This window comes from Streptomyces sp. TS71-3 (assembly GCF_018327685.1).
Lineage (GTDB): Bacteria > Actinomycetota > Actinomycetes > Streptomycetales > Streptomycetaceae > Streptomyces.
This window is the reverse complement of the sequence record NZ_BNEL01000003.1, coordinates 769,176-794,719: the sequence shown is the minus strand read 5'-3', so window position 1 is coordinate 794,719 and position 25,544 is coordinate 769,176. Positions and strand designations below refer to the sequence as shown.

Here is a 25,544-nt window from a genome sequence, read left to right as displayed (position 1 = left end):
CCGGCACCGGCAAGGCACCGCGACTGTCATGGCACCGCCACGGACGAGCCCGTCCGCGCCCTACCCTCCCGGGGACCCGCCCTAGTTCGTCCCGATCTTCGCCAGCAGGTCCACGATCCGTGCCTGCACCTCGCCGCTGGTGGAGCGCTCCGCGAGGAACAGGACGGTCTCGCCGGCCGCGAGGCGGGGCAGGTCGGCCTGGTCGACGGCGGCGGTGTAGACGACGAGGGGGGTGCGGTTCAACTGGCCGTTCGCGCGGAGCCAGTCGATGATGCCCGCGCGCCTGCGGCGTACCTGCATCAGGTCCATCACGACCAGGTTCGGGCGCATCTGCGCGGCCAGTGCCACGCCGTCGTCGTCACTGGTCGCGCAGGCCACCTGGAGGCCGCGGCGCTCCAGGGCGGCGGTCAGGGCGACCGCGATCTCCGCGTGCTCCTCGATGAGGAGTACCCGCGGCGGGTGCTGCTCGCTGTCGCGCGGCGCGAGTGCCTTGAGGAGGACGGCGGGGTCGGCGCCGTAGGCCGCGTCGCGGGTCGCCTGCCCCAGGCCGGCCGTGACCAGCACGGGCACCTCGGCGGCGACCGCCGCCTGGCGCAGCGACTGGAGGGCGGTCCTGGTGATCGGGCCGGTCAGCGGGTCGACGAAGAGCGCGGCGGGGAACGCCGCGATCTGCGCGTCGACCTCCTCGCGGGAGTGCACGATCACCGGGCGGTAGCCCCGGTCGCTCAGCGCCTGCTCGGTGTAGACGTCGGGGGCGGGCCAGACGAGCAGGCGGCGGGGGTTGTCCAGCGGCTCCGGCGGCAGCTCGTCGTCCAGCGGCTGCGGCGCGGGCTGGTCGGAGACCTCCACGGCGCCGCCGGGGCCGTCGAGCGGCTCCGGGCCCTCGTCGGCGTCCTCGTCGGGCGCGCCGATCGCGTACGAGCGGCCTGCGCCCTCGGACGCGGACGCCAGGCGGGTGTGCGCGGCGGGGGGAGGCGGCGTCTGGGAGCCGGGCCGTCCCGAGCCGAGCGACGGCTGGCCGCCCTGACCGCCCTCGGTGTCGCGGTTGCCGAGCTTGCGGCGCTTCGCGGCGGCCTGGCTCTGGCCCGCGCTGCCGGGCGCCTGCGTGGCCGGGGACTGCCCGGTGGCCCCCGGCGGCTGGGCGCCGGGCTGACCGGGAGGCGTCGCGCCGGGGGCCGGGGTCTGCCGGGACGGGACCGCGCCCAGCGGCGAGACCGAGGGCCCGGACGGGGGTCCCGACTGCCCGCCCCCGCCGGCCCGCTCGCCGACCTGCCGGGCGAACGGCACGCCCTGCCCGAGGGTGCGGACGCTGATCGAGCGCCCCTGTGACGCGTCCGGGTCCGGGGCGCCGCCCTGGGCCGGGCCCCGTGCGGCCGGTCGCCGGCCGCCGCGCTCGGGAGGCAGCGGTGCGCCGGGCGGGGCCGCCGTGGGACCGGCGGGCAGCGCGGGGCGCGCGCGCTGGCCGGACGGGGCGGGTGGGGGCGGCTCGGGCGCGCCGGTGTCGCCCGTGGCCGCGCCGGGCCAGGACTGGGCGGCAGGGTGCGCGGGCGCCCCCGTGGCCCCGGCCCCGGTGGAGTGCCGGGAACGGCCGGACCCCGGCGGCGCGGAGCCGACCCGGGGGTCGACGCGCGGGTCCGGCTGGTGTCCGGGACGGCCGCCTCCGGTACGGCGGCGGCCGGTGGGCTCCAACGGGTGGGGTTCGAGGGGGGTGTGGTCCTCGGAGGGGTTGCGCAGCGCGGCAGCGTGGCCTGCGGAGGCATCGGTGTCGGTGCGGTCCGCCTCGGCGGGCGGCAGCGCGAACATGGCGCGCGGTGGGGCGACTTCCGCAGGTGCGCGGTCCCCCGCCGGCGTGAGCGCCCGGCGGCCACGGCGCCCGGCGGCACTCCCGGCCGCGGCATGCGCCGACGCGCCGCCCTCGGTCCCGCCCGCTCCCGGCGCGCCCCCACCCGCCGGCGGACCGGAGGGCTTGGTCAGCGGGACCGGTGAGCCCGGGGGAAGCGTCCCGCCGGGCGGCACCTGAACCGGTGCGCCCGGAGGCGTCTGGGCGGGGCCCGCCGCACCGGCGGACGGCCCGGCGGGCAGCGCGGGTGCGGGCAGTGCGGGCCGGGCCGGCTGCGCGGACTCCCCCTGCTGTTCGGAGGAGGCCCGGCGCGCCCGCCGTCCCTTCGGGGCGGGCGCGTCCTGCGGTACTCCCTGCGGGGGAACCGCGGCTCCCAGGGCCGCCGAGCCCGGCGCATGCTCCGAGGCCGTCGAGACGGCACCTTCCGCGGGCCGGCCGCGCCTGCGGCCCGTGCCACCGGACGGGGTGGGCGCCGTGCTCGCCGGCTGCGCGGACTCCTGGCGCTCCTCGGCGCGCCGGCCACGGCGCCGCCCGGTGCCACCGGTCGCGGGCGCGCCGGATCCGCCCGTCCCGTCGCCCGCCGGGGCTTCCTCCCCCTGGGGGCCCTCGGGCCCCGTCGCGTCATCCGCGCCGCCGCCAGGACCGCTCGACCCGCTCGACCCGCTCGTGCCGCTCGTGCCGCTCTCCAGGAACGAGTCCACCGACGACCGGCGCGCCCTGCGCCGTCCGCCCGTCGCCTGCTGCGGCAGTGCCAGTGCAGCGCCCGGCTCCTCCTGGGCGGGGGCGGGTGCGGCGGGGGGGAGGGCCAGCGCTCCGCCGGCGGGGGCGGCGTCGGGGTAGCCCGCGGTGTCCCCGGCGTACGCCGAAGCGCCGGCGTAGGCGGAGGGATCCCCGCCGTACGGGGCGCCCGCGCCGTGCGAGGGGTCGCCCAGGGCGGCGCCCGCGCCCGGGTACTGCGCTCCGGGCATCCCGGCCGAGCCTCCGGGGGCCACCGCGCCGAACCCGCTGGGCGCGCCCGAGCCCCCGATCGGCACCTCCAGGACGTACGCGGTGCCGCTCATGCCCGGCACCTCGTGGGTCTGCAACACGCCGCCGTGCGCCCGCACGATGCCGCGCACGATCGGCTCGTGCACCAGGTCCCCGCCGGGGTACGGGCCGCGCACCTCGATGCGTACGACGTCGCCGCGCTGGGCGGCGGCCACCACGATCGTGGAGTCCATGTAGCCGCCGGAGGTGACGGGAGCGTTGCCGGTGGCGTCCACGCCCGCCACGTCGGCGACGAGGTGGGCGAGCGCCGTCGCCAGCCGGTCGGGGTCGACCGACGCCTCCAGGGGCGGGGCGTGCACGGCGAACTGCGCGCGCCCCGGACCGATCAGCTCGACCGCTCCGTCCACGCCGGCGGCGACCACGCCGTCGATCAGCACCGGGCGCTTGTAGAGCTGGTCGGTGCCCGCGTCGAGCCGCTGGTAGTGCAGGACGTTGCTGACGAGGGTGGTGATGCGGGAGTAGCCGGCGGCGAGGTGGTGCAGCACCTGGTTGGCCTCGGGCCAGAGCTGGCCGCCGTCGTCCTGGGCCAGGGTGTAGAGCTCGCCCCGGAGTTCGTCGAGCGGGCCGCTCAGCGAGCCGCCGAGCACGGCGAGGAGCTGTTCGTGCCGCTCGTCCAGGGCCTCGTAGCGGTCCTTCTCGCGCTCGGCGAGGGCGGCGTAGCGGTCCTTCTCGACCGCCAGCTCCTCCTCGTGCGCCTCGACGGTGGCCTCGTACGCCTCCGCGTGCTCCTCGCGGAGCCCGGCCAGCTCGGCCTCGTGCCGCTCGCGCAGCTCGGCCAGCTCCGCGGCGTGCTCCTCGCGGACCCGGGCGAGCTCGTCGCGGTGCCGGGTCTCCTCCTCTTCCTTCTCGGCGGCCAGCGTGTCGTACGGGCGCCGGTCGGTGAAGGTCAGCACGGCGCCGACGAGCTGGTCGCCGTCGCGCACGGGGGCGGTGGTGAGGTCGACCGCGACCTGCTCGCCCTTCTTCGACCACAGCACCTGCCCGCGCACCCGGTGCTTGCGCCCGGACCTGAGCGTGTCGGCGAGCGGCGACTCCCCGTACGGGAACGGGGCGCCGTCGGCGCGGGAGTGCAGGACGAGGGTGTGCAGCTCCTTGCCGCCGAGGTCGCTGGCGCGGTAGCCGAGGATCTGCGCGGCGGCGGGGTTGACGAGCACGACGCGGCCGTCGGTGTCGGTGCCGACCACGCCCTCCGCCGCGGCGCGCAGGATCATCTCCGTCTGCCGTTGCGAACGGGCGAGTTCGGCCTCGGTGTCGAGGGTGCCCGACAGGTCGCGCACCACCAGCATCAGCAGTTCGTCACCGGTGTAGCCGTGGGTCTCGTACGCCGTCTGGCCGCGCTCCAGGTTCGCGCTCGTGACCTCGACGGCGATCTCGTTGCCGTCGGTGCGGCGGGCCAGCATCCGGGTCGGCTTGGTGCGGCCGCTGTCGTCGATGCTGTCCGGGCGGCGCATGGAACCGGGGATCAGCGCGGAGTCGAAGTGCGGCAGCAGGTCGAGCAGCCCGCGCCCCACGAGGCGGGTGCCCGGGGCCTCCAGGAAGTCCAGGGCCATGGTGTTGGCGTTGACGATGGTGCCGTTGGCGTTGACGAGCACCAGCGCGTCCGGGAGCGCGTCGAGTATGGCTGCGAGGCGAGCAGCGCCTCGGGATGGCCTGCTGCTCACGACCCATCCTCCCTGTTACCGCTCCGTACCGGCCGCCCGGGTCATCTTGCCTCTCTGCCCGCGGCGTGTCACGCCAGGGAGTCTACGGGCAGCGGTTGCGCTCGCGACGTCGGATGAGCGGGTGTTGCGGGGAGGGCACGCGCGGAAGCTGTGCTTCCGGGAACCCGTGCCTGGTCATGGCGCCCTCGACGGCCACGGTGACGTGTCGGGTGCATTTGTGGGGGGTGGGGTTGTTTGGTGCCGTCTGGGGGATTGAGGTTGTGCGGGAGGGGTGTGCGAGGTGGAGCGCGGTGTGGGGCGGGATGGGGCGGGGTGGAGCGGAGTGGGGGTTGTGGGGCGGGGTGCGGGCGTGTGCGTGGAGTGTTGGATGGGTGTGGGTGGTGTGGTGGGCGGGCTCCGGGGCGGACCGGCACCGGAAACGGAAGGGTGCCGGAGCGGAGCGTCAGCTCGCCGTTACCGACGGTAGAACCGGAACGAGCGCGTTCCAGCGGCTGACCTCGCAGCCGTCCGTGCGCTTGAACTGCGCGTCCACCGGGCGGCCCTGCCAGGTCCCCGTGACGCGCGCGCTGGCCGGACCGCCGTACTGGAGGGTGCAGGCGCTGCGCTCCGGAGGCGGGGCGAAGGGGTCCTGGCCGCTCTGGAACAGCTCCCCGAGTCTGCCGCAGGCCCCCACGGGGTTGGGATGGGTGCCGCCGTTCGGGCGGCAGTCGAGGCGGTACGTTCCGTCGATGCCGGGGCCCGCGTCGGTCACCGTGACCGTGAGTGTGTCGTGGTCGGCGAACAGCGGCGCCAGGCTCAGCGCAGGCGCGGCGTCGGCGTGGGCCGGGGCGGGCACCGCGGCCACGGCGGCGAGGGACGCGGCGGCGGTGAGGGCGAGACGGTGCAGCATGGCGGCTCCAGGGGTTACGGGTACGCCGGGGGCGTACGCGGCTTCACCGCGTCTAACGCCGGGCGCCCCGAGACGTTGCGCGCCGAATGGGCTTTGCTCTGTGGCCTGCCTGCCTAGTACCGTAGGGGCCAATTGGTGACAGCCCGCTCGGCTGTGTCATCATCTGCTCGCACCGCGCTTGCGCGGGCGAGGTTGGAGGCGTCGCCTAGTCCGGTCTATGGCGCCGCACTGCTAATGCGGTTTGGGGCTTAAACCCCATCGAGGGTTCAAATCCCTCCGCCTCCGCTCCGCCATTCCGAAGCCCCGGTCCCAGTGGCCGGGGCTTCGGCGTGTCCGGTCGCGTGGGGGGGCTGGGTCGTCGACGGCTGGCATATCCGGGCCGTCGACGGCCGGCAGGGGCCGTCCGCGGTTGTCCGGCGGGGGCCCGTTCGGGGCAGGCCCGTGACGGTCGGCGCGGCGCTCGAAAGGGGTGGCGTGCGCCACCCGGGACGACCCGGGACGGCCGGCACGCGGCGCCCGCGAGGGGTGCCACGCGGTCCGGCGGGGGCAGACCGGAAGTCCCCCGTCCAGGGAGCAAATCGCAGGTCAGACCGGGTGAGCCAAACGGATTTCGCCTGACGGCACGGGTCATGTAATGTTGTTCCCGCGCAGCGGACGGGGTTCGGACTCCGGCCAAAATGAGCAGAAACACAAGAGAACACAGGCACTCGTAGCTTAACGGATAGAGCATCTGACTACGGATCAGAAGGTTGGGGGTTCGAATCCCTCCGAGTGCACACAGGTCGAAGACCCCCTGGGATCATCCCAGGGGGTCTTCGACATCAACGGGTGACATCAGCGGTCGCGCACCCGGCGTACAGCGGGGGCCGCAGCGCCGTCGAGACTTCCGTTGACGCCCTTCCGCGAAGCGGAGTCTCACCCCAGCCACCAGCCCAGAGCGGCCATGCCCGGTACCGCTATCAGCCAGAGGATCATCATGGCAGTGGGTGCCAGCAGTTCGCCCGGCCTGCTGCCGTTCCGCTCCCACTCCAGGATGCGGCGTGCCAGCTCGCGGTGGTGCCACAGCATGGACAGCGGGAATCCCAACAGGGCTCAGGAGACCATGCCCAGTGCTGCCGAGAGGGGCATGTGCCGGCCCGAGTACGCCTCGGCGAAGATCGCGGCGCCGAGCAGGGGCCCCAGGGAGATCTGGGTCCGGGTCGATGGTGTGGGCATCCAGCGTCTGAGCACGGTCAGGTAGATCACGCAGGACGCCGCGGCGATGGCACACCACGCGGCGACCGGCAGGGACGGGGGGTTCATACGCATTCCTCACGCATGGTTCGGTGTGCCGGAGTGGGGGGCTGGCGCAATGTATTACGTGAAACCGGGCGCCATGTGATCGGGGTGTCGGCCCGGTCTCCTGCGGGAACCGTGCCGGCGAGGCTGGGCGTCTCACGGCTCGGTTCGTCTTTCATGAGCTCGTTCTGGGATCCGAGGGAGGGCACTATGAGTAGGACCAGGAACGTTGTGCGGAGCATGGCTGCGGGTGCGGCGGTCGCCGTGGCCCTGGGCGCCAGTGCCTGGGCGGGGATCACGGCCACGGGGAGCCACGGGGAATCGTCCGGCACCACGAGCACGGTCGACGCCGGCAACTGGAGTCCCAATTCCACCGATTCCGTCGTCGAGGCCGGCAACTGGAGCCCCAACGTCGTTGTGGGGAAGTAGGACCCCGACCCCCTGGCTGGGGCCCGGCCTGAGCGGGGTGGTCCGCGGGCGGTGTGGTCCGTGGGCCGGGCCCGTAGCCTGGGGGTATGACGCGGCTGATCATCGCAGCGGGTGGTGGGGGCGACGCCGTTGCGGCCGCCATGCTCGACGTCGCCCTGTACGGGAGCGGTGGCGGCAGCGGTGGTGATGGCGGCGGTGGCGATGACCGGAGCGGAGGTCGTGCGGAGCCCGCCGTCGTTCTTACATACGCGTGGGATCGGCTCCTGATCGACCCTGTGCCCGGCCCCCGGGGCGCGCGTCACTTCGACGGGCTCGACGCGCTCACCCCGGGCGTCAGCGCCGTGCCTGCCGGCGCTCGGCCGGTCGCCCCCGCCGGGTCCACCCTGCCCCGGCTCGCGGCGGAGCTTCCGCAGACGTTCGCGCTGCTCGACCCGTACCGCGGTGCCGAGGGCGTGGTGCGGCAGCTCCGGGAACTCGTGGGCCTGCTGGCGCCGGAGTCGATCGACCTGCTGGACGTGGGCGGCGACATCCTGGCCCGCGGGGACGAGCCGACGCTCAAGAGCCCGCTCGCCGACGCGCTCACGCTCGCCGCCTGCCGCCTGCTGGACGCGCCCGTGCGCCTGCTGGTGGCCGGCCCCGGTCTGGACGGCGAACTGCCGCCGGACACGGTGCGCGAACGGCTCGGCCCCGTCGTCCACACCTTCACCCCGGAGAACGTGGCCGCCGTCGGCCCCGTCCTGGAATGGCACCCGTCGGAGGCGACCGGGATGCTCGCCGCGACGGCCCGCGGAGTGCGGGGCACCTGCGAGATGCGCGACGCGGGCCTTCCCGTGGCCCTCACCGGCGAAGGACCCACGGTGCGCGAAGCCGGCCTCGACGCGGCATTCCTCCGCAACCGGCTCGCCCTCGCCCTCGCCGCGACCACCAGCCTGGACGAGGCCGAGGCGTGCAGCCGTGAGGTCTGCGGTTACTCGGAGATCGACTACGAGCGCGAGAAGGCCCAGCGGCTGAAGGAACGGGAACGGGAACGGCTACGGGAGCGGGTACCGGCCGAGCTGGATCCGCGGGCGGTGCTCTCCCGGCTCGAACGGTTCGAGGCCGGCGCCCGTGACCGCGGAGTCACCCACACCACGTTCCGCCGCATCACCGAGTACCTGGGACTCGACGGCTCCCTCCGCGAGGACCTGCGCCGCCTCCTGATCGACAGCCGGCCCGAGCAGTACGCGGCGCCGCTGTGGCGGATCTCAGTCGACAGCGATGGTGAGAACGATGGCGGTGGCGGTCAGCAGGTCCGTACTCCCACCGGCTGACGGGCGGAGCGCCTCACCCCGCCGAGGTCCAGCCTCTCCATGCCTCGACGTGGATGGTGATCACGGGGCCCCTGGGCGGCGTCGCCGCGTACTGGGGGTACTTGCGGCTGAGGAGCGCGACCGCGCGGCTGTGCGGTTCGCCGGTGTGGTGGATCTCCGCGCGGCCGTCGGCGCGGGCCCACCACAGGGACGTCCAGTCGTCGGAGTAGTGGTCCGTGAGGACGGTCACGCGCGGGTTCGCCTCGATGTTCCGCAGCCTGCGGAGCCGGGTCGTCCGCTTGGGCTTGTGGTCGATCGCGGTGTGGATCATGTCGTCCTGCACGGTGAACGTGATCGGCACGAGGTGCGGCACGCCCTCCGCGTCCGCCGTCGCCAGGCGGGCGACGGGGCAGGCGGTGAAGCGGTCGCGGGCTTCGGCGGGGGACAGGTCCACGGCACGAACGTACCCGGTGGGCACCTCGGCCGCCGCCGTTCGATCCACCGCCCCACGCCGGCTGCCCCGGGTGGACCCGCAAACCCCTGGACCCGGGGATACCCTCGCCGGGGTGGGTGCTGACGTGCGTACAGGGATGTGGGAGCCGGCGGCCGAGGGCGTCATGCGGTTGCCGTCGGGGCGGACGGTTCGGGGCCGGGGGCTTCGGCAGGGGATACCGGAGGGGCCCGCTCCGGAGTTCGGGCTGTACCTGCTGGGGCGAAAGCCGGAGGCCGTGGCGTGGGGGAGCCGGTGGTTGCGCTGGCCGGATTTCCGCCTGCCGGCCGACCGCGCCGAGGCGGCCGACGCGCTGCGGGACGCGTGGCGCCGGGCCGCGTCCGAGCGGGTGGAGATCGCCTGCGGCGGCGGGTACGGCAGGACCGGCACCGCCCTGGCCTGCCTGGCCGTCCTGGACGGGGTGCCCGCGGACCGGGCCGTCGGGTACGTCCGGGAGCACTACGCCCGCCGCGCCGTCGAGACACCGTGGCAACGGCGGTTCGTGCGGCGCTTCGGGTAGGGCGGACCTTCGGGGGCCCTTCGGTTCGGACGGCCTTTCGGCTGGGATGGCCCTTCGGGGGTCCTTCGGCTCGGATGGCCTTTCGGCTGGGACGGCCTTTCGGCTCGGACGGCCCTTCAGCTGGGACGGCTTCCTCCGGTTGCCGGACGCTTCCCACGGTTGCCGGGAGGGGGCCGCCCCCGGTCGACCGCACCCCTCACCCCCGCACGAGCTGGATGAGCGCCACCGTGCCCACCGTCACGATCAGGGTGCGCAGCACGCGGGGGCTGAGGCGGCGGGCCGCCCGGCCGCCGAGGGCGGAGCCCAGGGCGATGAGGGCGACGGACGGCCAGTCGAAGTGGGCGACGGCGAGGAAGAAGAGGGCGGCGACGGCGTTGACGGTGGCCACGAGGACGTTCTTGTAGGCGTTGAGGCGTTGCAGGGACTCGTCCAGGGTCATGCCCATCAGCGAGACGTAGATGACGCCCTGGGCGGCGGAGAAGTAGCCGCCGTAGACGCTGGCGAGGGTCAGGCCGACGAGCAGGAGCGGGCCGCCGTCCGGCCGGGTCCGGGAGGGGGAGTTCTCGCGGCGGCGCCGGACGCGACGACCGATCAGGGGCTGGAACGCGACGAGGACCAGGGCGGCGCCGACGAGCACCGGCACGATCGTCTCGAACGCCGACGCGGGCAGCGTCAGCAGCAGCGTCGCCCCCACGAGCCCGCCCACCAGGGCGCCCGCGCACAGCCGCAGGAGCCGGCGGCGCTGGCCGCGGAGTTCGGCACGGTAGCCGAGCGCGCCGCTGACGGAGCCGGGGATCAGGCCGAGCGCGTTCGAGACCGTGGCCGTCACCGGGGACAGGCCGGTGGCCAGGAGCACCGGGAAGGTGATCAGCGTGCCGGAGCCGACGGCCGTGTTCACGGCACCCGCGGCGAGCCCCGCGGCGAACACTGCGGGTATCTCCCAGGGCGTCATGCGTGCCTCCCTCCGGGACCTGTGTCCCTGGCCGTGCGTCGGGACGGCTGCCCTGTTGTCCGTCGCGCGCGTGCCTCCCGGCCCGGCTGCGACGTATGACGAGCATCCAACGGCATCCAACGGCACGGACCCCGCGGAAGGCACGCTAAGCGGCCGACTCTTCGCCGCCGGACGAAGTGATCCGGCCAGTCGGCAAGTCCCGCGCGTTGGGGCGATCCGTTCCGATGAGCAGCCCGAGGAGACCTGAGGAGGCCCGAGGAGGCCCGAGGAGTCGGGTTTCGGCGACGGCGGCGGACGGTAGAGGTGTCCATGCCAACACCACCCCACCCCACCCCCACCCCTTCCTCCCCGTCTCCCAAGGAGAATCGTGTCCAGATTTACGCGCATTGCTGCGGTCGCCGCCGTGGCCGCGCCGCTGTTCCTGGCGGCGCCCGCCGCGCACGCCGATCCGGTGGTGCCCGATCACGCGATCATCGTCTGCCAGAGCGCCAGCTTCTACGCGAACTACGACAGCACCTCGGGACCCGTCGGCCTGAAACGCGTGCTCGGCTACGGGGACAAGGTCGGCCACACCCGTGGGGCCCACCCCGTCTACAACGGCTGGGCGGCGACGTTCGACTTCGGGCCCAATGACTGGGGTTACGTGCGTGAGGAGTGCCTGGGAGGTTACGGATCATGGTGAACGTGGGCATGCGGGCCGGCACCTTCGCGGTCACGGGGTCCGGGCGGCGTTCCGCCGGGCTCGCCCTCGCCTGCCTGGCCGCCCTGGGCATCGCCGTGAGCGCCGCCGCACCGGCGGGAGCGGCGAACGGCAGACCGGGGGTGCGTGAGACGGTCTGCGCGGACAGCCTGTCCGTGCGCACCGCGCCCGGCGGCGCCTGGATGGGCGAGCTGCGCAAGCCGCAGACCTTCGACGTGGAGAAGGTGCAGAGCGGCTGGGCGTACGGGTTCGCCTACGGCGACATCAACCGCAAGGGGTGGGTGCAGGACGGCTGGTTCTGCTGAGACCCCTGTCCTGGTGAGGGCCGTCCGCCCGGGGGCTCCGCCCGGGGCCCCCGGGCGGACGGCCCTCACGGGGTGAGGACCGTCCGGCGTCCGGGCGCCACCGGGGATCAGGGCCGTCAGGCCCGGCATCCCCGGGGGCCCCGGGCGCCGCGTTCCTTTCTCAGGGAATTCACAGACAAGGCCAAGATCCCCTTCACGCGGGCCCTGGAACGTGGGGCCATGACCCCGACCACCTCGCCCCAGAGGCGTACCGAACTGCTCAGGCCGGACGGGAGGCCCGTCCGGGTGCTAGTCGTGGACGACGAGGCGTCGATCACCGAGCTGCTGTCGATGGCCCTGCGCTACGAGGGCTGGCAGATCCGCAGCGCGGGCGACGGAACGGGTGCCGTGCAGGCCGCGCGTGCCTTCCGGCCGGACGCCGTGGTGCTCGACATGATGCTGCCGGACACGGACGGCCTGTCCGTCCTCGGCCGGCTCCGCCGCGAACTGCCGAACGTGCCCGTGCTGTTCCTGACGGCGAAGGACGCCGTCGAGGACCGCATCGCCGGGCTGACGGCCGGCGGGGACGACTACGTGACGAAGCCGTTCAGCCTGGAGGAGGTCGTCGCCCGGCTGCGCGGGCTGATCCGGCGCTCCGGCGCGTTCGACCGGCGCAGCGAGTCCACGCTGGTCGTCGGGGACCTCGTCCTGGACGAGGACAGCCACGAGGTCAGCAGGGGCGGCACCGGCATCCACCTGACCGCGACCGAGTTCGAACTGCTCCGCTTCCTCATGCGCAATCCGCGCCGGGTGCTCAGCAAGGCGCAGATCCTCGACCGGGTCTGGTCGTACGACTTCGGGGGCCAGGCCAACGTCGTCGAGCTCTACATCTCCTACCTGCGGCGGAAGATCGACGCAGGCCGCGAACCCATGATCCACACGCGACGCGGTGCCGGCTACCTGATCAAACCCGCCGTCGCGGCGTGACGGACGGCGGGCACCCCGTGCCCCCTCCCGGACGGCAGCCGGATGTGGGACGGCTGCACCTTGCCGGGCGGCTGCCGGATGTGGGGCGGCAGCCGCCGGCGAGGACGGTGGATGCGCCCGGGGAGGGGACACCCCGGGCGCATCCACCGTCCGTGCAGGGCGCGCACGGCGTGCACGGCGGTGGCCAAGTTCCGGCCCGGACCCCGGACCTGGGTCCGGCCCAGGCAGCGGCCCAGGCCCCGGGTCCGGCCGCCTCTGCCTCCTCCTCCGTACCAACCGGCCCTGCCGCCGCTCCCGGCTCTTCCGCTACGCGCTCGTCCGCGCCGCGCCCGCGACTCGGGCGCCCTCCGCGTGCGCGATCGCTGCGGACCCGTCTCGTCGTCGCCGCGGTCACCCTGATCGCCGTCGTCTGCACGGTGATCGGCACCGTCACCACCATCGCGCTCCGCTCCCACCTCTACGAGCAGTTGGACGGGCAACTGGGCGAGCTGGGCGCGCGGGCGGCGGGACCGCACGCGTTCGCGTCCCAGGGTGGCCAGGGCGACCAGGGAGATCAGGGTGACCGGGGAGATCAGGGCGAACGGCCGCCTGTGCCGCCGCTGCCGGGTGCGGCGGGGCTGCCGAGGCACGATCCCCTCGACTTCGTCAGCAAGGGCCCCCAGGAGCTCGGCACCATCGGGGCCACCCTGGACGGCGACAGGGCGATCGGGCAGGCCGCCGTCAGCGAGGAGCGGCAGGGGGACCGGTCGGGCGGCCAAGCGCAGGCCGCGCCGCTGACGCAGAGTCAGAAGAGCGCGCTCGGGGCTGTCGACCAGGACGGCAAGCCGCACAGCGTGGACGTGCCGGGACTGGGCGAGTACCGGGTGTCCGCCGCCACGGGCGAGCGCGGGTCGTTCCTCGTCGGGCTTCCCACGGACCGGGTGACGAACACCCTGCACACCCTCATCGCGGTCGAGGTGAGCGTCACCGGCGCCGGTCTCGTCGCGGCGTCCCTCGCGGGCGCGGCCACCGTCGGCGTCGCGCTGCGCCCGTTGCGCAGGGTCGCCGCGACCGCCACCCGGGTCTCCGAACTGCCCCTGCACAGCGGGGAGGTCGCCCTCCACGAGCGGGTGCCGGACGCCGAGGCCGACCCGGCCACCGAGGTCGGGCAGGTCGGCGCGGCACTCAACCGGATGCTCGACCACGTGCACGAGGCGCTGGAGGCGCGGCAGCGCAGCGAGACGCGGGTGCGCCAGTTCGTCGCCGACGCCAGCCACGAACTGCGCACGCCGCTCGCCTCGATCCGCGGCTACGCGGAGCTGACCCGGCGCGGGCACGAGGAGATCGGGCCCGACACCCGGCACGCGGTGGGCCGTATCGAGTCCGAGGCACGGCGGATGACGGGACTCGTGGAGGACCTGCTGCTGCTCGCCCGGCTGGACGCGGGACGGCCGCTCTCGTACGAGAGCACTGATCTCTCGCCGATCGTGGTGGACGCGCTCAGCGACGCGCGGGCGGCGGGCGCGGTGGGAGCGGGCCACGCGTGGCGGCTGGACCTGCCGGACGTGCCCATGCTCGTCTCCGGCGACGCGGCCCGGCTCCACCAGGTGCTGGTCAACCTCCTCGCCAACGCCCGTACACACACCCCGCCCGGCACCACCGTCACGGCACGCGTCCAGCGGGACGGGCCGTGGGTGCGCCTCGACGTCGAGGACGACGGGCCCGGCATCCCGGCCGAGCTGCTGCCGCACGTCTTCGAACGGTTCGCGCGGGGGGACGCGTCGCGGGCGCGGGCGGGGCGGGGCGAAGGGGGGTCGCAGGGCGGCCCGGTCGGCCCCGGTGCGGTGAGTCCGGTGAGTCCGGTGAGTGCGGTGGGTGCGGTGGGCGGTTCGCCCGCGTCCACCGGGCTCGGCCTGGCCATCGTGCAGGCGGTGACGGCGGCGCACGGCGGGACGGTGGGTGCGTGGAGTGTGCCGGGGCACACGGTTTTCACGGTGTGGTTGCCGTCGGTGCCGGCGCCCCCGTTCGGGGCGTAGCCCCGTTTTTTCAGGAGCTCGGGGAACTGCGGGGGAAGTACCGCCTGGCGGTGGTCCGGAGACGACAGAGACTGCCCCTTCGGGTCGGTGGCGGTCTGGCGGTGCGTTGTGGCTGGTCGCTCCCCCACTGCCTTGAGGGCGTGGGAGGTACCCCCACCCCGCGCCCCTGAGTGGGCCGGGGTCGACCCGCACATCGACACACCCCCGCGCTCCTGAGGGGACCCGGGCGCACCCCGCAAGGGCTCACCATGCGACTCATAGCCTCGCCACAGCCTCACCACACGCCCCTGACAGAGCGGTCCGCGAGCGTCGGCGGTATGCGAACCGAATCTTCTGCGGGGCCCGGACCGGGCGCGGGACCCGGCGCGGGTCCGGCCCCCGGCCGGCACTTCGGCGGAGGGACCCTGCCCGCGCGCGAGCACCTCCCGGCGGGGCGCGGGGGCGCGCCGGGAACGCCCCTCGCACCCCTCCTCGACGTGGTGATCCCCGTCTACAACGAGGAACGGGACCTGGAACCCTGCGTGCGCCGGCTGCACGCCCACCTCGCGCGCACCTTCCCGTACCCCTTCCGGATCACGATCGCGGACAACGCCTCCGTGGACGCGACCCCGCACGTCGCGGCGCGGCTCGCGGCGTCGGTGCCCGAGGTGCGCAGCGCGCGGCTGGAGGAGAAGGGGCGCGGGCGGGCGCTGCGCGCCGTGTGGTCCGCGTCCGACGCGCCGGTGCTCGCCTACATGGACGTGGACCTCTCCACGGACCTCAACGCGCTGCTGCCGCTCGTCGCGCCGCTCATCTCCGGCCACTCCGACCTGGCCATCGGCTCCCGTCTCGCGCGCAGTTCGCGCGTGGTGCGCGGGCCCCGGCGGGAGCTGATCAGCCGCGCCTACAACCTGATCCTGCGCGGCTCGCTGGCCGCCCGGTTCTCCGACGCGCAGTGCGGCTTCAAGGCGATCAGGCGGGAGGTGGCGCGGGAGCTGCTGCCGATGGTGACGGACACCGGGTGGTTCTTCGACACCGAGATGCTGGTGCTCGCCGAGCGCGCCGGGCTGCGGATCCACGAGGTGCCCGTCGACTGGGTCGACGACCCCGACTCCACCGTTCACATCGTGCGGACCGCCGTCGACGACCTCAGAGGCGTCTGGCGGGTGGGGCGCGCGCTCGCGGTGGGCGCGCTGCCGCTGGACCGTCTCGCGCGGCCCTTCGGCGACGATCCGCGCGACCGGGCGCTCGCCGGGGTGCCCCGCGGACTGACCCGGCAACTGGTGGGGTTCTGCGTCGTCGGGGTGCTGTCGACGCTGTTCTACCTGCTGCTGTACTCGGGCTTCCGGACGTTCTGCGGCGCGCAGGCGGCCAACGCGCTGGCGCTGCTCGTCTCGGCGTTCGCCAACACCGCGGCCAACCGGAGGCTCACGTTCGGGGTGCGGGGGCGCGAACGCGCGCTGCGGCACCAGGCGCAGGGTCTCGTGGTGTTCGGCATCGGGCTCGCCCTGACCAGCGGGTCGCTCGCGGCGCTGCACACAGCGCGCGCCGACGCCCCGCACTCCACGGAAATCGCCGTACTGGTCGCCGCGAACCTCGCGGCCACGGTGCTGCGGTTCCTGCTGATGCGGGTGTGGGTGTTCGCGGAACGCCGCGTCCCGACGTACCCGCCGACGTACCCGCCGACATACCCGGTGACCGACCTGCATCCGGCGGCCCCGGCGTACCCCCACCAGGGGCGCACCACCGCCCCCGCTCCTACCTCCGCTCCAGCCCCCACCCACGACCACGGCCACGACCCGAGGACCGCCCGATGACGACCTACCCCCTGATCCTCCGTCCCCCCGGCGCCCGCCGGCTCGCCCTGCTGTGGCGGGGCCGGGCCGAGGACGCGGCGTGGGTGCGGCCCGCGTTCCTCGCGTCGCTGCTGGCCACCGGGCTGCTCTACCTCTGGAACCTGAGCGCCTCCGGGTACGCCAACTCCTTCTACGCCGCCGCCGCGCAGGCCGGCAGCCAGAGCTGGAAGGCGTTCTTCTTCGGCTCGCTGGACGCCGGGAACTCCATCACCGTCGACAAGCCGCCCGCCGCCCTGTGGCCCATGGCGCTGTCGGTGCGGATCTTCGGCCTCGGGTCCTGGCAGGTCCTGGTGCCCGAGGTGCTGATGGCCGTGGCCACGGCGGCCGTGCTCTACGCGGCCGTTCGGCGCCGGTTCAGCCCGGCGGGCGGGCTGATCGCGGTGGGCGCGTTCGCGCTGACCCCGGTCGCGGCGCTGATGTTCCGGTTCGACAACCCGGACGCGCTGCTCGCCCTCCTCATGACCGTGACCGTGTACTGCGTGCTGCGCGCGGTGGAGCACGGGCGGACGAAGTGGCTGGTGGCGGCGGGTGCCGTGGTCGGCCTCGCCTTCCTCGTCAAGACGCTGCAGGCGTTCCTGATCCTGCCGCCGCTCGCCGTGCTGTACGCGGTGTGCGCGCCGGTGCGGCCGGTCAGGCGGCTCTGGCAGCTGCTCTCGGCCACCGCGGTGATGGTGGTGGCCGGCGGCTGGTGGGTGGCGATCGTGGAGCTGTGGCCCGCGTCCTCGCGCCCGTACATCGGCGGCTCGCAGCACAACTCCTTCCTGGAGCTGACGTTCGGCTACAACGGCTTCGGCCGGATCAACGGCGACGAGACCGGCAGCGTCGGCGGGGGCGGCGGGGCCGGCGGGCGCTGGGGCGACAGCGGACTCGGCCGGATGTTCAACGCGGAGGTGGGCAGCCAGATCTCCTGGCTGCTGCCCGCCGCGCTGATCCTGCTCGTCGCGGGCCTGCTGGTGACCCGGCGGGCGGCACGCACCGACACCGCCCGGGCGGCCTTCGTGGCGTGGGGCGGGGCGCTGCTGATGACCGCCGGCGTCTTCAGCTTCATGGCCGGGATCTTCCACCAGTACTACACGGTGGCGCTCGCCCCCTACCTCGCCGCGCTGGTCGGCATGGGCGCCACGGTGCTCTGGGAGGAGCGGTCCCGCACCTGGCCCCGGCTCGTCCTCGCGGGCACGGTCGCGGTGACCGGCTGGTGGTCGTTCGTGCTGCTCGGCCGCACCCCCGACTACCTGCCCTGGCTGCGGTGGCTGGTCCTGGCCGGCGCGCTCGCGGGCGCGCTGGGGCTGGCGGTGACGGGCCGTCCGGTCCGCCCCGGCCTTCCGGGCGACGGTGTGGAGGGCGTGGCCGCGGCCGGCGGGCCGCAGGCGTGGGCCCCGCCGACCGGTCCCGCGAGCCCCGGGGCGCCGCCCGTGCCGGGGGCGGCGCCGGGCGCGCGGGGCGTGGAGCCGGCCGCCGGTCCGGCCGCTCCCGGCGCGGCAGCCGCGGTGCCGCAGCAGGTTGGGCAGCCGGGCGCGGTCTCGCAGGTTCCGCCGCAGGTACCGGCGATGCCTCCGGTTCCACCGGCCATGCCGGGTGTCGCGGTCTCGGATGTCGCGGCCCCGGGCGTCGGCGCCCCGGCCGGCGTGGCCCCTGGTGGTGCGGGCGCCGCCTCCGGTGCGGCCCGGTACGGGCGCGGCGGTGCCGGCCGGGTGCTCGCCGGGCGCACCGCGCGGCGCGTGGCGCTCGGTGCGGTGGGCGTGAGCCTCGCGGCCTCGCTCGCCGGGCCGTTCGCGTACACCCTCACCACACTGAACACCGGTCACGGGGGCGCCATCGTCACGGCGGGCCCGCCCGGGGCCGGCATGATGGGCTTCGGCGGTGGCGGCCGGCACGGCGGCTGGACCGGCGCGGGCGGCACGGCACAGGGCGCGGGGGGCCGGGCGGGCTTCCCCGGCGCCGGTGGGCAGGCAGGCGGCGGCCAGGGCGGCGCGCCTGGCGGCGGCTGGGGCCAGGGCCGGGGCGGTGGCGCCGTGTTCCCGGGCGGCGGCTTCCCCGGAGGCGCCGGCGGTACGCAGGGCGGCGCCGGTGGCGCGCATGGCGGTGGGACGGCGGGCCAGGGCGGCCGCTTGGGAGGCATGGGCGGCGATACGGCAGGCGGCGGTATGCGCGGCGGCATGGGAGGCGGCGGCATGGGCGGCCTCCTGGACGGCGCCAAGGTGTCCGACCAGGCGAAGTCGCTGCTGCGACGGGACGCCGGCTCCTACACCTGGCCGGCCGCGGCCGTCGGCTCGCAGAACGCCGCCAGCTACCAGCTGGCCACCGGCGACCCGGTGATGGCGATCGGCGGCTTCAACGGAAGCGACCCGTCGCCGACCCTCGCCCAGTTCAAGAAGTACGTGGCGGACGGGAGGATCCACTACTTCGTCGCCGGCGGCATGGGCCCGATGGGCGGAGCCGGCGGGGCGGGCGGGGCCGAGGGCTTCCCGCGCTGGGGCGGGTTCCAGGGCACCGCCCGAGGCGGCTCCCAGGGCACGGCCCAAGGCGCCGCCCAAGGCGGCCCCGAGGGCACCCGCCAGGGTGGCGCGCGGGGCGGCGGCATGAGCGGGTTCAGCCAGGGCGGGAGCCGGATCTCCTCGGAGATCAGCTCCTGGGTGGAGGCCACCTTCAAGAAGGTCACGGTCGGAGACGCCACGTTCTACGACCTGACGCAAAAGGCATAGCGCGCCGTACCCTGAACGGCCCGAGCCCGACCACCGCGGCCCCCGGCACCGACCAGCGCCGGGGGCCGTGCCCGTCAGCCCCGCCGCAGCGAGATGTCCGCGACCACCGGCCGGTGGTCCGAGGCCAGCGTCTCGGGCACCGTCACCTTCCGCACCGTCATGGCGTCGCGGGAGCCGGTGACGTAGTCGATGCGCTGCACCGGCTTGTCGGCCGGATACGTGTACCCGGCGGCGCCCGCCGAGGCGTCGGGTCCCGCGTCCCGCAGCTCCTGCCAGAGCGGGGCGATCTCGGGCGCGTCGGGGGAGGCGTTGAAGTCGCCGACCAGGATCTGCCGCGGGCAGTGCCCGGACGGGCCGCAGTCCTCGGCCATGATCCGCCGGGTGTCCGCGACCTGCGCCACGCGCACCGCGGGGTCGGCGCGGTAGTCGAGGTGCGTGACGTACACGTGCACGGGCACGCCCCGCACCTTCACGACGACCTCGGGGAAGCCGGGGGCCCGGGCCGGCACCGGGTTCGGGTCCTGCGTGGACAGCCGGGTCAGCTCGTGGTTCTGGGCCGAGCGGAACGCGTACCGGGAGAGCACGGCCACCCCGTACTGGCGGCGCGGTGCCCCCTCGGTGGCGGGGTCCTCGTCGTAGATGGGCGCGAAGTACACGTGCATGTGCGTGCGCTGCGCCAGCTCGGCCGCCATGTCGCGCCACTCGCTACGGGCGTCCCAGTGCACGTCGACCTCTTCCAGGCCGATGACGTCCGCGTGCAGCGAACGCAGTTCCGCGGCCGTGCGGTCGAGGTCGAAGACGTTGTCCATCCCCGCGCCCGCATGGATGTTGTACGTGGCGACCCGCAACGGCACCGAGCCGCCGCGCGCCGCGTCCGCGGCGGGCGACGCACCCGCCGCACCCGTGGCGGTGCCGAGCACCCCCAGCACCGCTCCCGCCGTGACCAGCCACCGCACACTCTGACGACGCCGTGACATACGACCCCCATCCGCCCGTGGCCGGATCCTCGGATCCGCGCCCGCTCGGGCCTTGGTAACGATCTTCGCTCGATCCTTGCTCGGTGTTCCGGCCGCCGCACTGCCGCTCGCCGCGGCCGGCTGCGCGGGCAGGTTGACGCGCGAAGAACGCTATCGGCTGAAATCAAGTGGTCCACGGTACGACGCCCGCTCCACGGCCAGGCGTCAGCTCGCGCACAGAGCGCGGAGAACGGGCCCACGACGTCGGCCCCCGGTCCCAGCCTCTGACCCGTCCGGAGCCGAACGCCCTTCAATCCACGGGGTGTTGACGGCCCGGCACGTCCGGAGCGCAGGAGCACCCGGGGCGTTCACCCGCGCTGAGCGCCGCCGTGGCCGGCGTGCTGAAACGGGCGATGAGCGTACATACCTGACCGCCGATCACCCCGCTCACCAGGCCTGTTTCAGGGAACCGGCACCGGTCACCCGTAACGGAATCGGCCTCCGTCCCGCATAGCATCGAGAGGGGCGGACGGGATGTCGCCGCTGCGGACGAGGCGTACGGCTCATCAAAGGGGTGGTCATGGCGAGGGCAGCCGACCGGACGAAGCGTCCACCGCGGGCGAGCGTCTGGCTGGACGTCAGAGCCTCCCGCGGCGGCGCCGGCCGCCGGTCCGACCAGCCCAGCGGCCTCGACCGGGACCGCATCACGGAGGCCACCGTCCGCCTGCTGGACGCCGAGGGGCTCGCACGGTTCTCCATGCGCCGGCTCGCCGCCGAGCTCAACGTCACCGCGATGTCCGTGTACTGGTACGTGGACACCAAGGAGGACCTGCTCGAACTCGCCCTCGACGCCGCGTTCGGCGAGCTGAGCCTGCCGTCGGGCGGCGCCGCGGAGGACTGGCCCGGGCAGCTGCGCGTGCTCGCCGGCGAGTACCGGGCCCTGCTGGTGCGCCACCCCTGGCTGTCCCCGCTTGCGGGCCGGTTCCTGAACATCGGCCCCAACTCCGTGGAGCTCTCGGCCACCCTGCGCCGCGTCGTCCGCGGCACCGGCCTCTCCCCGGGCGCCCAGGCCGGGGCGCTCTCGGCGGTCTTCCAGTTCGTCTACGGCTTCGGAACCATCGAGGGGCACTTCATCCAGCGCTGCGCCGAGGCCGGCATGACGCAGGACGAGTACGTCCACGAGGCGATGAACTCCATAGCGGCGCGGCCCGAGGTGGCCGGCGCCGTGCGGGAGCCCGCGGAACTGGCGGGGACGCACGGGGAGGGGACGGTGGAGGAGATGCGGGAGAGCGACTTCTCGTTCGCGCTGGACGTGCTGATCGCCGGCATCGAGGCGATGGTGGCCCGGGAGTGATCTCCTGCGGGGGCGCGGGAGCCGCTGTGGGCGCCCCGCCCGATCCCAGGACCGCTGCTCTCAGGACTGCTGCTCTCAGGACTCCTCGGCCAGGTGCGCCGGGAAGCCGCCCGTCGCCACCGGGCCCCAGCGTTCCGGGGTGATCCGGATCAGGGACTTGCCCTGCTTGCGCATGGCCTCGCGGTACTCGTCCCAGTCGGGGTGCTCGCCCGCGATGGTGCGGTAGTACTCGACCAGGGGCTCGACGGCCTCGGGCATGTCCAGCACCTCCGCGATGCCGTCCACCTGGACCCAGGGGCCGTTCCACTCGTCGCTCAGCACGACCACGCTGACCCGTCCGTCCCGCTTGGTGTTGCGGGTCTTGGCGCGGTCCGGGTACGTGGAGATGACGATCCGGCCCTCGTCGTCGACACCGCAGGTCAGCGGGGAGGCCTGCGGCGCGCCGTCGGCGCGCCGCGTGATCAGGATGGCGTGGTGCCGCGGGCGGAGGAAGTCCACCAGCTCCGCCCGGCTGACAGGGGTGTTCGTTGCGATGTTGCGTGGCATGGCCGGAAGCCTACGCCTCCGGCAGCACCTCGCCCTGGACCGCCTGGATGTTCAGCTCCACCTTGAGGGTGGTGCCGATGGCGGCTATGCCCGCCGCGACGACCTGGTTGAAGTTCATCGAGAAGTCCTCGCGGTGCAGCTCCGTGGTGGCCCGGAACGCTGCGCGGACGCCGCCCCACGGGTCGGGGCCCGTGCCCAGGTAGCTCAGGTCCAGGTCCACATCGCGTACGACACCGCGCAGGCTCAGCTCGCCGTGGACCGTCCAGCGGTCCGGGCCCGCCGGGGAGAGGCCGGTGGAGCGGTAGGTGATCTCCGGGTACCGCTCCGCCTCCAGGAAGTCCCCCGAGCGGAGGTGGCCGTCGCGCATGCCGTTGCCGGTGTCGATGGACGCTGCCTTGATGACGGCCTCGACGCGGGAGTTCTCGATCGTCTCCGCGCCCTCCGCCTGCGCGGCGGCCGGGGTGAGGCCCTCGCTGTACTTGGCGATCTCGATGCGGCCGCTGAAGTCCGTGAACCGGCCGTGGACGCTGGAGATGCCCAGGTGCTGGGCGATGGCCGCGACGGAGGAATGGGCCGGGTCGATGGTCCAGATGCCGGGCGGGGGGAACTCGGAGCCGCCCTGGCGGGACAGGGTGATCTGGCCGATCTCGGCGCGTCCGGCGGCGGAGACGATGGCGGTGGAGGCGGTGGGGGTGTAGCCGAGGGCGGTGATGATGACGGTGTAGGGCCCAGGGTTCAGGGGGGTGGAGTCGGTGACGGTGCCGTCGTCGTCGGCCTCGGCACGGAGGATCTGGGTGCCCGTCATGTCGGTGACGGTGACGACTGCGTGTGACACGCCCCACCCGTCCCGGGTGCGGACCCGCGCGCTCAACGCCATGGTGTGTGGTTCTCCTTCGGGGTCGTACTTACTGCTCGCGGCCTTGGTGGGGGCCGGTGCGGTTGTCGTGCTGCGCCGTGGGGTGCGCCTTCAGTTTCGTTGTGGGGCGGGGCCCCGGGGGGATGTACTCCCCCAGTGCCTCAAGGGCCTGGGAGGTACCGCCAGCGCGCACATCCCCCGTGTCCCCTCGCGTCTCGTCGGCGCCTGCAGCCCGGCGCGGCTGCGCCTTCAAGCTCGTCGACGCCTGCGGTCCGGCGTCGGCTATGCCTTCAAACGACCCGTACTGAAGGCACGAAGGATGGGGCTCAGTCCGTCGGGTGGGTGAGTTCGACGTCCTGGTTCTCGACGCCCCGGCCGCTGACCATGACGCCGGTGGCGATCGGCGGGTACCCCGTGGCGATCACTGTGTACTCCCCTTCGTCGAGGTCGGCGAAGCCGTACGCTCCGTCTTCCCCGGTCGTGGCCGTCGCGACCACGTTTCCGGCCGCGTCCACGAGGGTGACGCGCGCATCGGAGAGCGCGCCGCCCATGGCACGCACCGTGCCGCGCACCCGTGCGCCGGAGGAGAGGACCACGTCGGCGCGGGTCATCCCGGTGCCGCCTATCTCGACGGGCAGCGCCTGCGGCCGGTACCCCTCCGCGTTCACGGCGACCGTCACGTAGCCGGGTACCAGCTCCGAGAAGGTGAACTCGCCCTGCGGGCCGCTGGATCCGGTGGCCAGCACGTCGCCGCGCACGTCGGTCACGATGACCACCGCGTGTGCGACGGGGCCGCCGTCCGCGGAGCGGACCGTGCCGGTGAGGCCGCTGGTGCCGCTCAGCAGGATGTCGTACGCGACCGGGCCCTCGCCGACGACGACCGTGGACGCCTGCGGCTGGTAGCCGTCCGCCGAGGCGATCAGGACGTACGAGCCGGCGCCGGGCGCGTCGACGGTGTAGCCGCCGTCGAGGTGGGCCATGGAGCGGCTGAGCTGTCTGCCTGCGAGCGAGATGAGCGTCACGGCCGCCCGGGCGACCGGCAGGCCCTCGGCGCCGCGGACGAAGCCCTCGACGGGGATGCCGCTCCCCGACGAGCCGCCGGCGCCGCCCGCGGGCGCGGCGGAGGCGGCCGCCTGGATCCGCTGGGTGCCGTTCTCGTCGTCGGCGCCGGCCGCGGCCCAGCTGGGCACGCGCTCACGCCTGGGCAGGTCGGGGTGTTCGTCCGCCGCGGCGTCGGCTGCCGCTGCCGCCGCTGCCGCCGGTGCGGCCTCGGTGGGCTCGGCCGCTTGGGACTGCTCCTGTGCGATACCGGCGTTGGTACGCAACGGGACCTCCTTGATGAACAGGGTGACCAGGAAGGCGACTCCGGCCAGCGGTGCCGCCGTCAGGAAGAGGTCGGCTATGCCATGACCGTACGCGCTCTCGACGACCGTGCGCACGGGGGTCGGCAGCTTGGCCAGGTCCGGGATGGCGGTGCTGTCCGCGCCGCCCCCGGACGCGAGCCGGGCCGCCTGGGGCCCGAGGCCGGCGAGGCCGTCCTTGATGTATTCGGTGATGCGGTTCGACATGATCGCACCGAGCGCCGAGACGCCCATCGCACCGCCCAGCGAGCGGAAGAACGTCACGGTGGAGCTGGTGGCGCCCAGGTCGGCCGCCGCCACCTGGTTCTGGGTGCACAGCACGAGGTTCTGCATCGTCGTACCGATGCCCAGACCCATCAGAGCCATGTAGACCGCCAGGTGCCAGTACGGGGTGTCGTACCGCAGCCCGCCCAGCAGGCCGAGGCCCGCGGTGAGCATCATCGTGCCGGTGACCAGCCAGACCTTCCAGCGTCCGGTCTTGGTGATCACCTGTCCCGAGACGGTCGACGCGACGAACAGGCCGCCGATCATCGGGATCGTCAGCACGCCCGACATGGTGGGCGACTTGCCGCGCGCGAGCTGGAAGTACTGGCTGAAGTACACGGTGCCCGCGAACATCGCGACACCGACGAAGAGCGACGCGACGGACGCCAGCGTGATCGTCCGGTTGCGGAACAGCCGCAGCGGGACGATCGGCTCCCTCGCCCTGTTCTCGATCAGGACGAAGACCAGGCCGAGCAGGATCGAGCCGCCCACCATGGCGTACGTCTGCCAGGACAGCCAGTCGTACTTGTTGCCGGCGAAGGTCACCCAGACCAGCAGCAGGGAGACCGCCGCGCTGATGAAGAACGCGCCGCCCCAGTCGACCTTGACGTCCCGCTTGACCACCGGCAGCTTCAGCGTCTTCTGGAGCACGATGAGGGCGATGACCGCGAAGGGGACGCCGACGTAGAAGCACCAGCGCCAGCCCAGCCAGCTCGTGTCGGTGATCACACCGCCGAGCAGCGGTCCGCCGACCGTCGCGACCGCGAAGGTGGCGCCCAGGTAGCCGCTGTACCGGCCGCGCTCGCGGGGCGAGATCATCGCGGCCATCACGATCTGCGCCAGCGCGGACAGGCCGCCGACGCCGACGCCCTGGACGACGCGGCAGGCGATGAGCATGCCCGGGTTCTGCGAGAGGCCGGCCACGACGGAGCCGGCGACGTAGACGATCAGGGCGATCTGGACCAGCATCTTCTTGGAGAAGAGGTCGGCGAGCTTGCCCCACAGCGGGGTGGTCGCCGTCATCGCCAGCAGCGCCGCGGTGACGACCCAGGTGTACGCGCTCTGCCCGCCGCCCAGGTCGGCGATGATGTGCGGGAGGGCGTTGGAGACGATCGTCGACGACAGGATCGCGACGAACATGCCGAGCAGCAGACCGGAGAGCGCCTCCATGATCTGCCGGTGCGTCATCGGCGCGCCCGCCGTGGCCGCGCCGGCCGGGGCCGGGCCGCGCTTGGCATGGCTGCCCCGCACACCGGTCGGTGTGGTCGTTGCCATGGATGTCCTTTTCA

General features: G+C 74.2%; 20 protein-coding genes and 2 tRNA genes. 12 read left to right on the top strand and 10 right to left on the bottom strand.

Annotated elements, in window-relative coordinates; genetic code table 11:
- Positions 1-81: 81 nt before the first annotated feature.
- Both Sm713_RS27795 and Sm713_RS27790 read right to left on the bottom strand, forming a co-directional pair.
- Complete coding sequence (locus tag Sm713_RS27795) at positions 82-4,548, bottom strand: PAS domain-containing protein (protein WP_212912783.1); 4,467 nt, start codon at positions 4,546-4,548, stop codon at positions 82-84.
- A 442-nt stretch (positions 4,549-4,990) separates the two neighbouring features.
- Positions 4,991-5,437, bottom strand: a complete 447-nt coding sequence (locus Sm713_RS27790) for an SSI family serine proteinase inhibitor (protein WP_212912782.1) — start codon at positions 5,435-5,437, stop codon at positions 4,991-4,993.
- Positions 5,438-5,631: 194 nt separating this feature from the next.
- On the opposite strand from Sm713_RS27790, the gene Sm713_RS27785 reads away from it, so the two are divergent.
- Together Sm713_RS27785 and Sm713_RS27780 are read left to right on the top strand one after the other, a co-directional pair.
- Positions 5,632-5,722: transfer RNA gene (locus Sm713_RS27785), tRNA-Ser, on the top strand.
- 418 nt (positions 5,723-6,140) lie between these two features.
- Positions 6,141-6,213 (top strand) — tRNA-Arg (locus Sm713_RS27780).
- Between the two features lie 139 nt (positions 6,214-6,352).
- Here the strand turns inward: Sm713_RS27780 and Sm713_RS27775 are convergent.
- Together Sm713_RS27775 and Sm713_RS27770 are read right to left on the bottom strand one after the other, a co-directional pair.
- Positions 6,353-6,523, bottom strand: coding sequence for a hypothetical protein (locus tag Sm713_RS27775; RefSeq protein WP_212912781.1), 171 nt, complete (start codon positions 6,521-6,523; stop codon positions 6,353-6,355).
- Between the two features lie 6 nt (positions 6,524-6,529).
- Positions 6,530-6,739, bottom strand: coding sequence for a hypothetical protein (locus Sm713_RS27770; RefSeq protein ID WP_212912780.1), 210 nt, complete (start codon positions 6,737-6,739; stop codon positions 6,530-6,532).
- 186 nt (positions 6,740-6,925) lie between these two features.
- On the opposite strand from Sm713_RS27770, the gene Sm713_RS27765 reads away from it, so the two are divergent.
- Entirely contained in the window at positions 6,926-7,144 is a 219-nt protein-coding gene (locus Sm713_RS27765) for a hypothetical protein (protein ID WP_212912779.1), read from the top strand.
- Positions 7,145-7,230: 86 nt separating this feature from the next.
- Positions 7,231-8,454 carry a DUF1152 domain-containing protein gene (locus Sm713_RS27760; RefSeq protein WP_212912778.1) on the top strand — a complete coding sequence of 408 codons (1,224 nt, stop codon included), beginning with the start codon at positions 7,231-7,233 and terminating at the stop codon, positions 8,452-8,454.
- Positions 8,455-8,467: 13 nt separating this feature from the next.
- Here the strand turns inward: Sm713_RS27760 and Sm713_RS27755 are convergent, their stop codons facing one another.
- Positions 8,468-8,887: a TIGR03668 family PPOX class F420-dependent oxidoreductase gene (locus tag Sm713_RS27755; protein ID WP_249416732.1), complete on the bottom strand. Its 420-nt coding sequence runs from the start codon at positions 8,885-8,887 to the stop codon at positions 8,468-8,470.
- A gap of 136 nt (positions 8,888-9,023) precedes the next feature.
- Between Sm713_RS27755 and Sm713_RS27750 the strand changes: the two genes are divergently transcribed.
- Positions 9,024-9,443 (top strand): protein phosphatase, encoded by a 420-nt coding sequence (locus Sm713_RS27750; protein ID WP_212912776.1) that lies wholly within the window; start codon positions 9,024-9,026, stop codon positions 9,441-9,443.
- 196 nt (positions 9,444-9,639) lie between these two features.
- Here Sm713_RS27750 and Sm713_RS27745 read toward each other — a convergent pair whose 3' ends face one another.
- A complete protein-coding gene (locus Sm713_RS27745; protein WP_212912775.1) occupies positions 9,640-10,395 on the bottom strand; it encodes a sulfite exporter TauE/SafE family protein in 756 nt (251 codons plus the stop codon).
- Positions 10,396-10,762: 367 nt separating this feature from the next.
- On the opposite strand from Sm713_RS27745, the gene Sm713_RS27740 reads away from it, so the two are divergent.
- The 6 genes from Sm713_RS27740 to Sm713_RS27715 all read left to right on the top strand — a co-directional run bounded on the left by Sm713_RS27740 (position 10,763) and on the right by Sm713_RS27715 (position 18,918).
- A complete protein-coding gene (locus Sm713_RS27740; RefSeq protein ID WP_212912774.1) occupies positions 10,763-11,077 on the top strand; it encodes a hypothetical protein in 315 nt (104 codons plus the stop codon).
- On the top strand, positions 11,071-11,400 hold the full coding sequence (locus Sm713_RS27735; protein ID WP_212912773.1) for a hypothetical protein: 330 nt from the start codon (positions 11,071-11,073) through the stop codon (positions 11,398-11,400). Before Sm713_RS27740 ends, Sm713_RS27735 begins: the two co-directional genes overlap by 7 nt.
- Positions 11,401-11,619: 219 nt before the next feature.
- Positions 11,620-12,366 (top strand): response regulator transcription factor, encoded by a 747-nt coding sequence (locus Sm713_RS27730; RefSeq protein WP_283249825.1) that lies wholly within the window; start codon positions 11,620-11,622, stop codon positions 12,364-12,366.
- A 362-nt stretch (positions 12,367-12,728) separates the two neighbouring features.
- Complete coding sequence (locus Sm713_RS27725) at positions 12,729-14,381, top strand: cell wall metabolism sensor histidine kinase WalK (protein WP_249417011.1); 1,653 nt, start codon at positions 12,729-12,731, stop codon at positions 14,379-14,381.
- A 317-nt stretch (positions 14,382-14,698) separates the two neighbouring features.
- Positions 14,699-16,177 (top strand): bifunctional glycosyltransferase family 2/GtrA family protein, encoded by a 1,479-nt coding sequence (locus tag Sm713_RS27720; protein WP_212912772.1) that lies wholly within the window; start codon positions 14,699-14,701, stop codon positions 16,175-16,177.
- On the top strand, positions 16,174-18,918 hold the full coding sequence (locus tag Sm713_RS27715; protein ID WP_212912771.1) for a glycosyltransferase family 39 protein: 2,745 nt from the start codon (positions 16,174-16,176) through the stop codon (positions 18,916-18,918). Before Sm713_RS27720 ends, Sm713_RS27715 begins: the two co-directional genes overlap by 4 nt.
- Before the next feature lie 74 nt (positions 18,919-18,992).
- Here Sm713_RS27715 and Sm713_RS27710 read toward each other — a convergent pair whose 3' ends face one another.
- The gene (locus Sm713_RS27710; protein ID WP_212912770.1) at positions 18,993-19,895 is read right to left on the bottom strand and encodes an endonuclease/exonuclease/phosphatase family protein; all 903 of its coding nucleotides are present in this window, start codon (positions 19,893-19,895) and stop codon (positions 18,993-18,995) included.
- A gap of 559 nt (positions 19,896-20,454) precedes the next feature.
- On the opposite strand from Sm713_RS27710, the gene Sm713_RS27705 reads away from it, so the two are divergent.
- Complete coding sequence (locus Sm713_RS27705; RefSeq protein ID WP_212912769.1) at positions 20,455-21,228, top strand: TetR/AcrR family transcriptional regulator; 774 nt, start codon at positions 20,455-20,457, stop codon at positions 21,226-21,228.
- Positions 21,229-21,303: 75 nt separating this feature from the next.
- On the opposite strand, the gene Sm713_RS27700 is transcribed toward Sm713_RS27705, so the two are convergent.
- The 3 genes from Sm713_RS27700 to Sm713_RS27690 all read right to left on the bottom strand — a co-directional run bounded on the left by Sm713_RS27700 (position 21,304) and on the right by Sm713_RS27690 (position 25,530).
- On the bottom strand, positions 21,304-21,774 hold the full coding sequence (locus tag Sm713_RS27700; RefSeq protein WP_212912768.1) for a PPOX class F420-dependent oxidoreductase: 471 nt from the start codon (positions 21,772-21,774) through the stop codon (positions 21,304-21,306).
- 10 nt (positions 21,775-21,784) lie between these two features.
- Entirely contained in the window at positions 21,785-22,651 is an 867-nt protein-coding gene (locus Sm713_RS27695; RefSeq protein WP_212912767.1) for a YceI family protein, read from the bottom strand.
- A 305-nt stretch (positions 22,652-22,956) separates the two neighbouring features.
- Complete coding sequence (locus Sm713_RS27690) at positions 22,957-25,530, bottom strand: MFS transporter (RefSeq protein WP_212912766.1); 2,574 nt, start codon at positions 25,528-25,530, stop codon at positions 22,957-22,959.
- Positions 25,531-25,544 lie beyond the last annotated feature (14 nt).

Bases quoted from the DNA above. Each gene is read 5' to 3' on its own strand.
- Sm713_RS27790 (WP_212912782.1), bottom strand. From the start codon at position 5,437: ATGCTGCACCGTCTCGCCCTCACCGCCGCCGCGTCCCTCGCCGCCGTG.
- Sm713_RS27770 (WP_212912780.1), bottom strand. From the start codon at position 6,739: ATGAACCCCCCGTCCCTGCCGGTCGCCGCGTGGTGTGCCATCGCCGCG.
- Sm713_RS27765 (WP_212912779.1), top strand. From the start codon at position 6,926: ATGAGTAGGACCAGGAACGTTGTGCGGAGCATGGCTGCGGGTGCGGCG.
- Sm713_RS27760 (WP_212912778.1), top strand. From the start codon at position 7,231: ATGACGCGGCTGATCATCGCAGCGGGTGGTGGGGGCGACGCCGTTGCG.
- Sm713_RS27750 (WP_212912776.1), top strand. From the start codon at position 9,024: ATGTGGGAGCCGGCGGCCGAGGGCGTCATGCGGTTGCCGTCGGGGCGG.
- Sm713_RS27745 (WP_212912775.1), bottom strand. From the start codon at position 10,395: ATGACGCCCTGGGAGATACCCGCAGTGTTCGCCGCGGGGCTCGCCGCG.
- Sm713_RS27735 (WP_212912773.1), top strand. From the start codon at position 11,071: ATGGTGAACGTGGGCATGCGGGCCGGCACCTTCGCGGTCACGGGGTCC.
- Sm713_RS27730 (WP_283249825.1), top strand. From the start codon at position 11,620: ATGACCCCGACCACCTCGCCCCAGAGGCGTACCGAACTGCTCAGGCCG.
- Sm713_RS27720 (WP_212912772.1), top strand. From the start codon at position 14,699: ATGCGAACCGAATCTTCTGCGGGGCCCGGACCGGGCGCGGGACCCGGC.
- Sm713_RS27715 (WP_212912771.1), top strand. From the start codon at position 16,174: ATGACGACCTACCCCCTGATCCTCCGTCCCCCCGGCGCCCGCCGGCTC.
- Sm713_RS27710 (WP_212912770.1), bottom strand. From the start codon at position 19,895: ATGTCACGGCGTCGTCAGAGTGTGCGGTGGCTGGTCACGGCGGGAGCG.
- Sm713_RS27705 (WP_212912769.1), top strand. From the start codon at position 20,455: ATGGCGAGGGCAGCCGACCGGACGAAGCGTCCACCGCGGGCGAGCGTC.
- Sm713_RS27700 (WP_212912768.1), bottom strand. From the start codon at position 21,774: ATGCCACGCAACATCGCAACGAACACCCCTGTCAGCCGGGCGGAGCTG.
- Sm713_RS27695 (WP_212912767.1), bottom strand. From the start codon at position 22,651: ATGGCGTTGAGCGCGCGGGTCCGCACCCGGGACGGGTGGGGCGTGTCA.
- Sm713_RS27690 (WP_212912766.1), bottom strand. From the start codon at position 25,530: ATGGCAACGACCACACCGACCGGTGTGCGGGGCAGCCATGCCAAGCGC.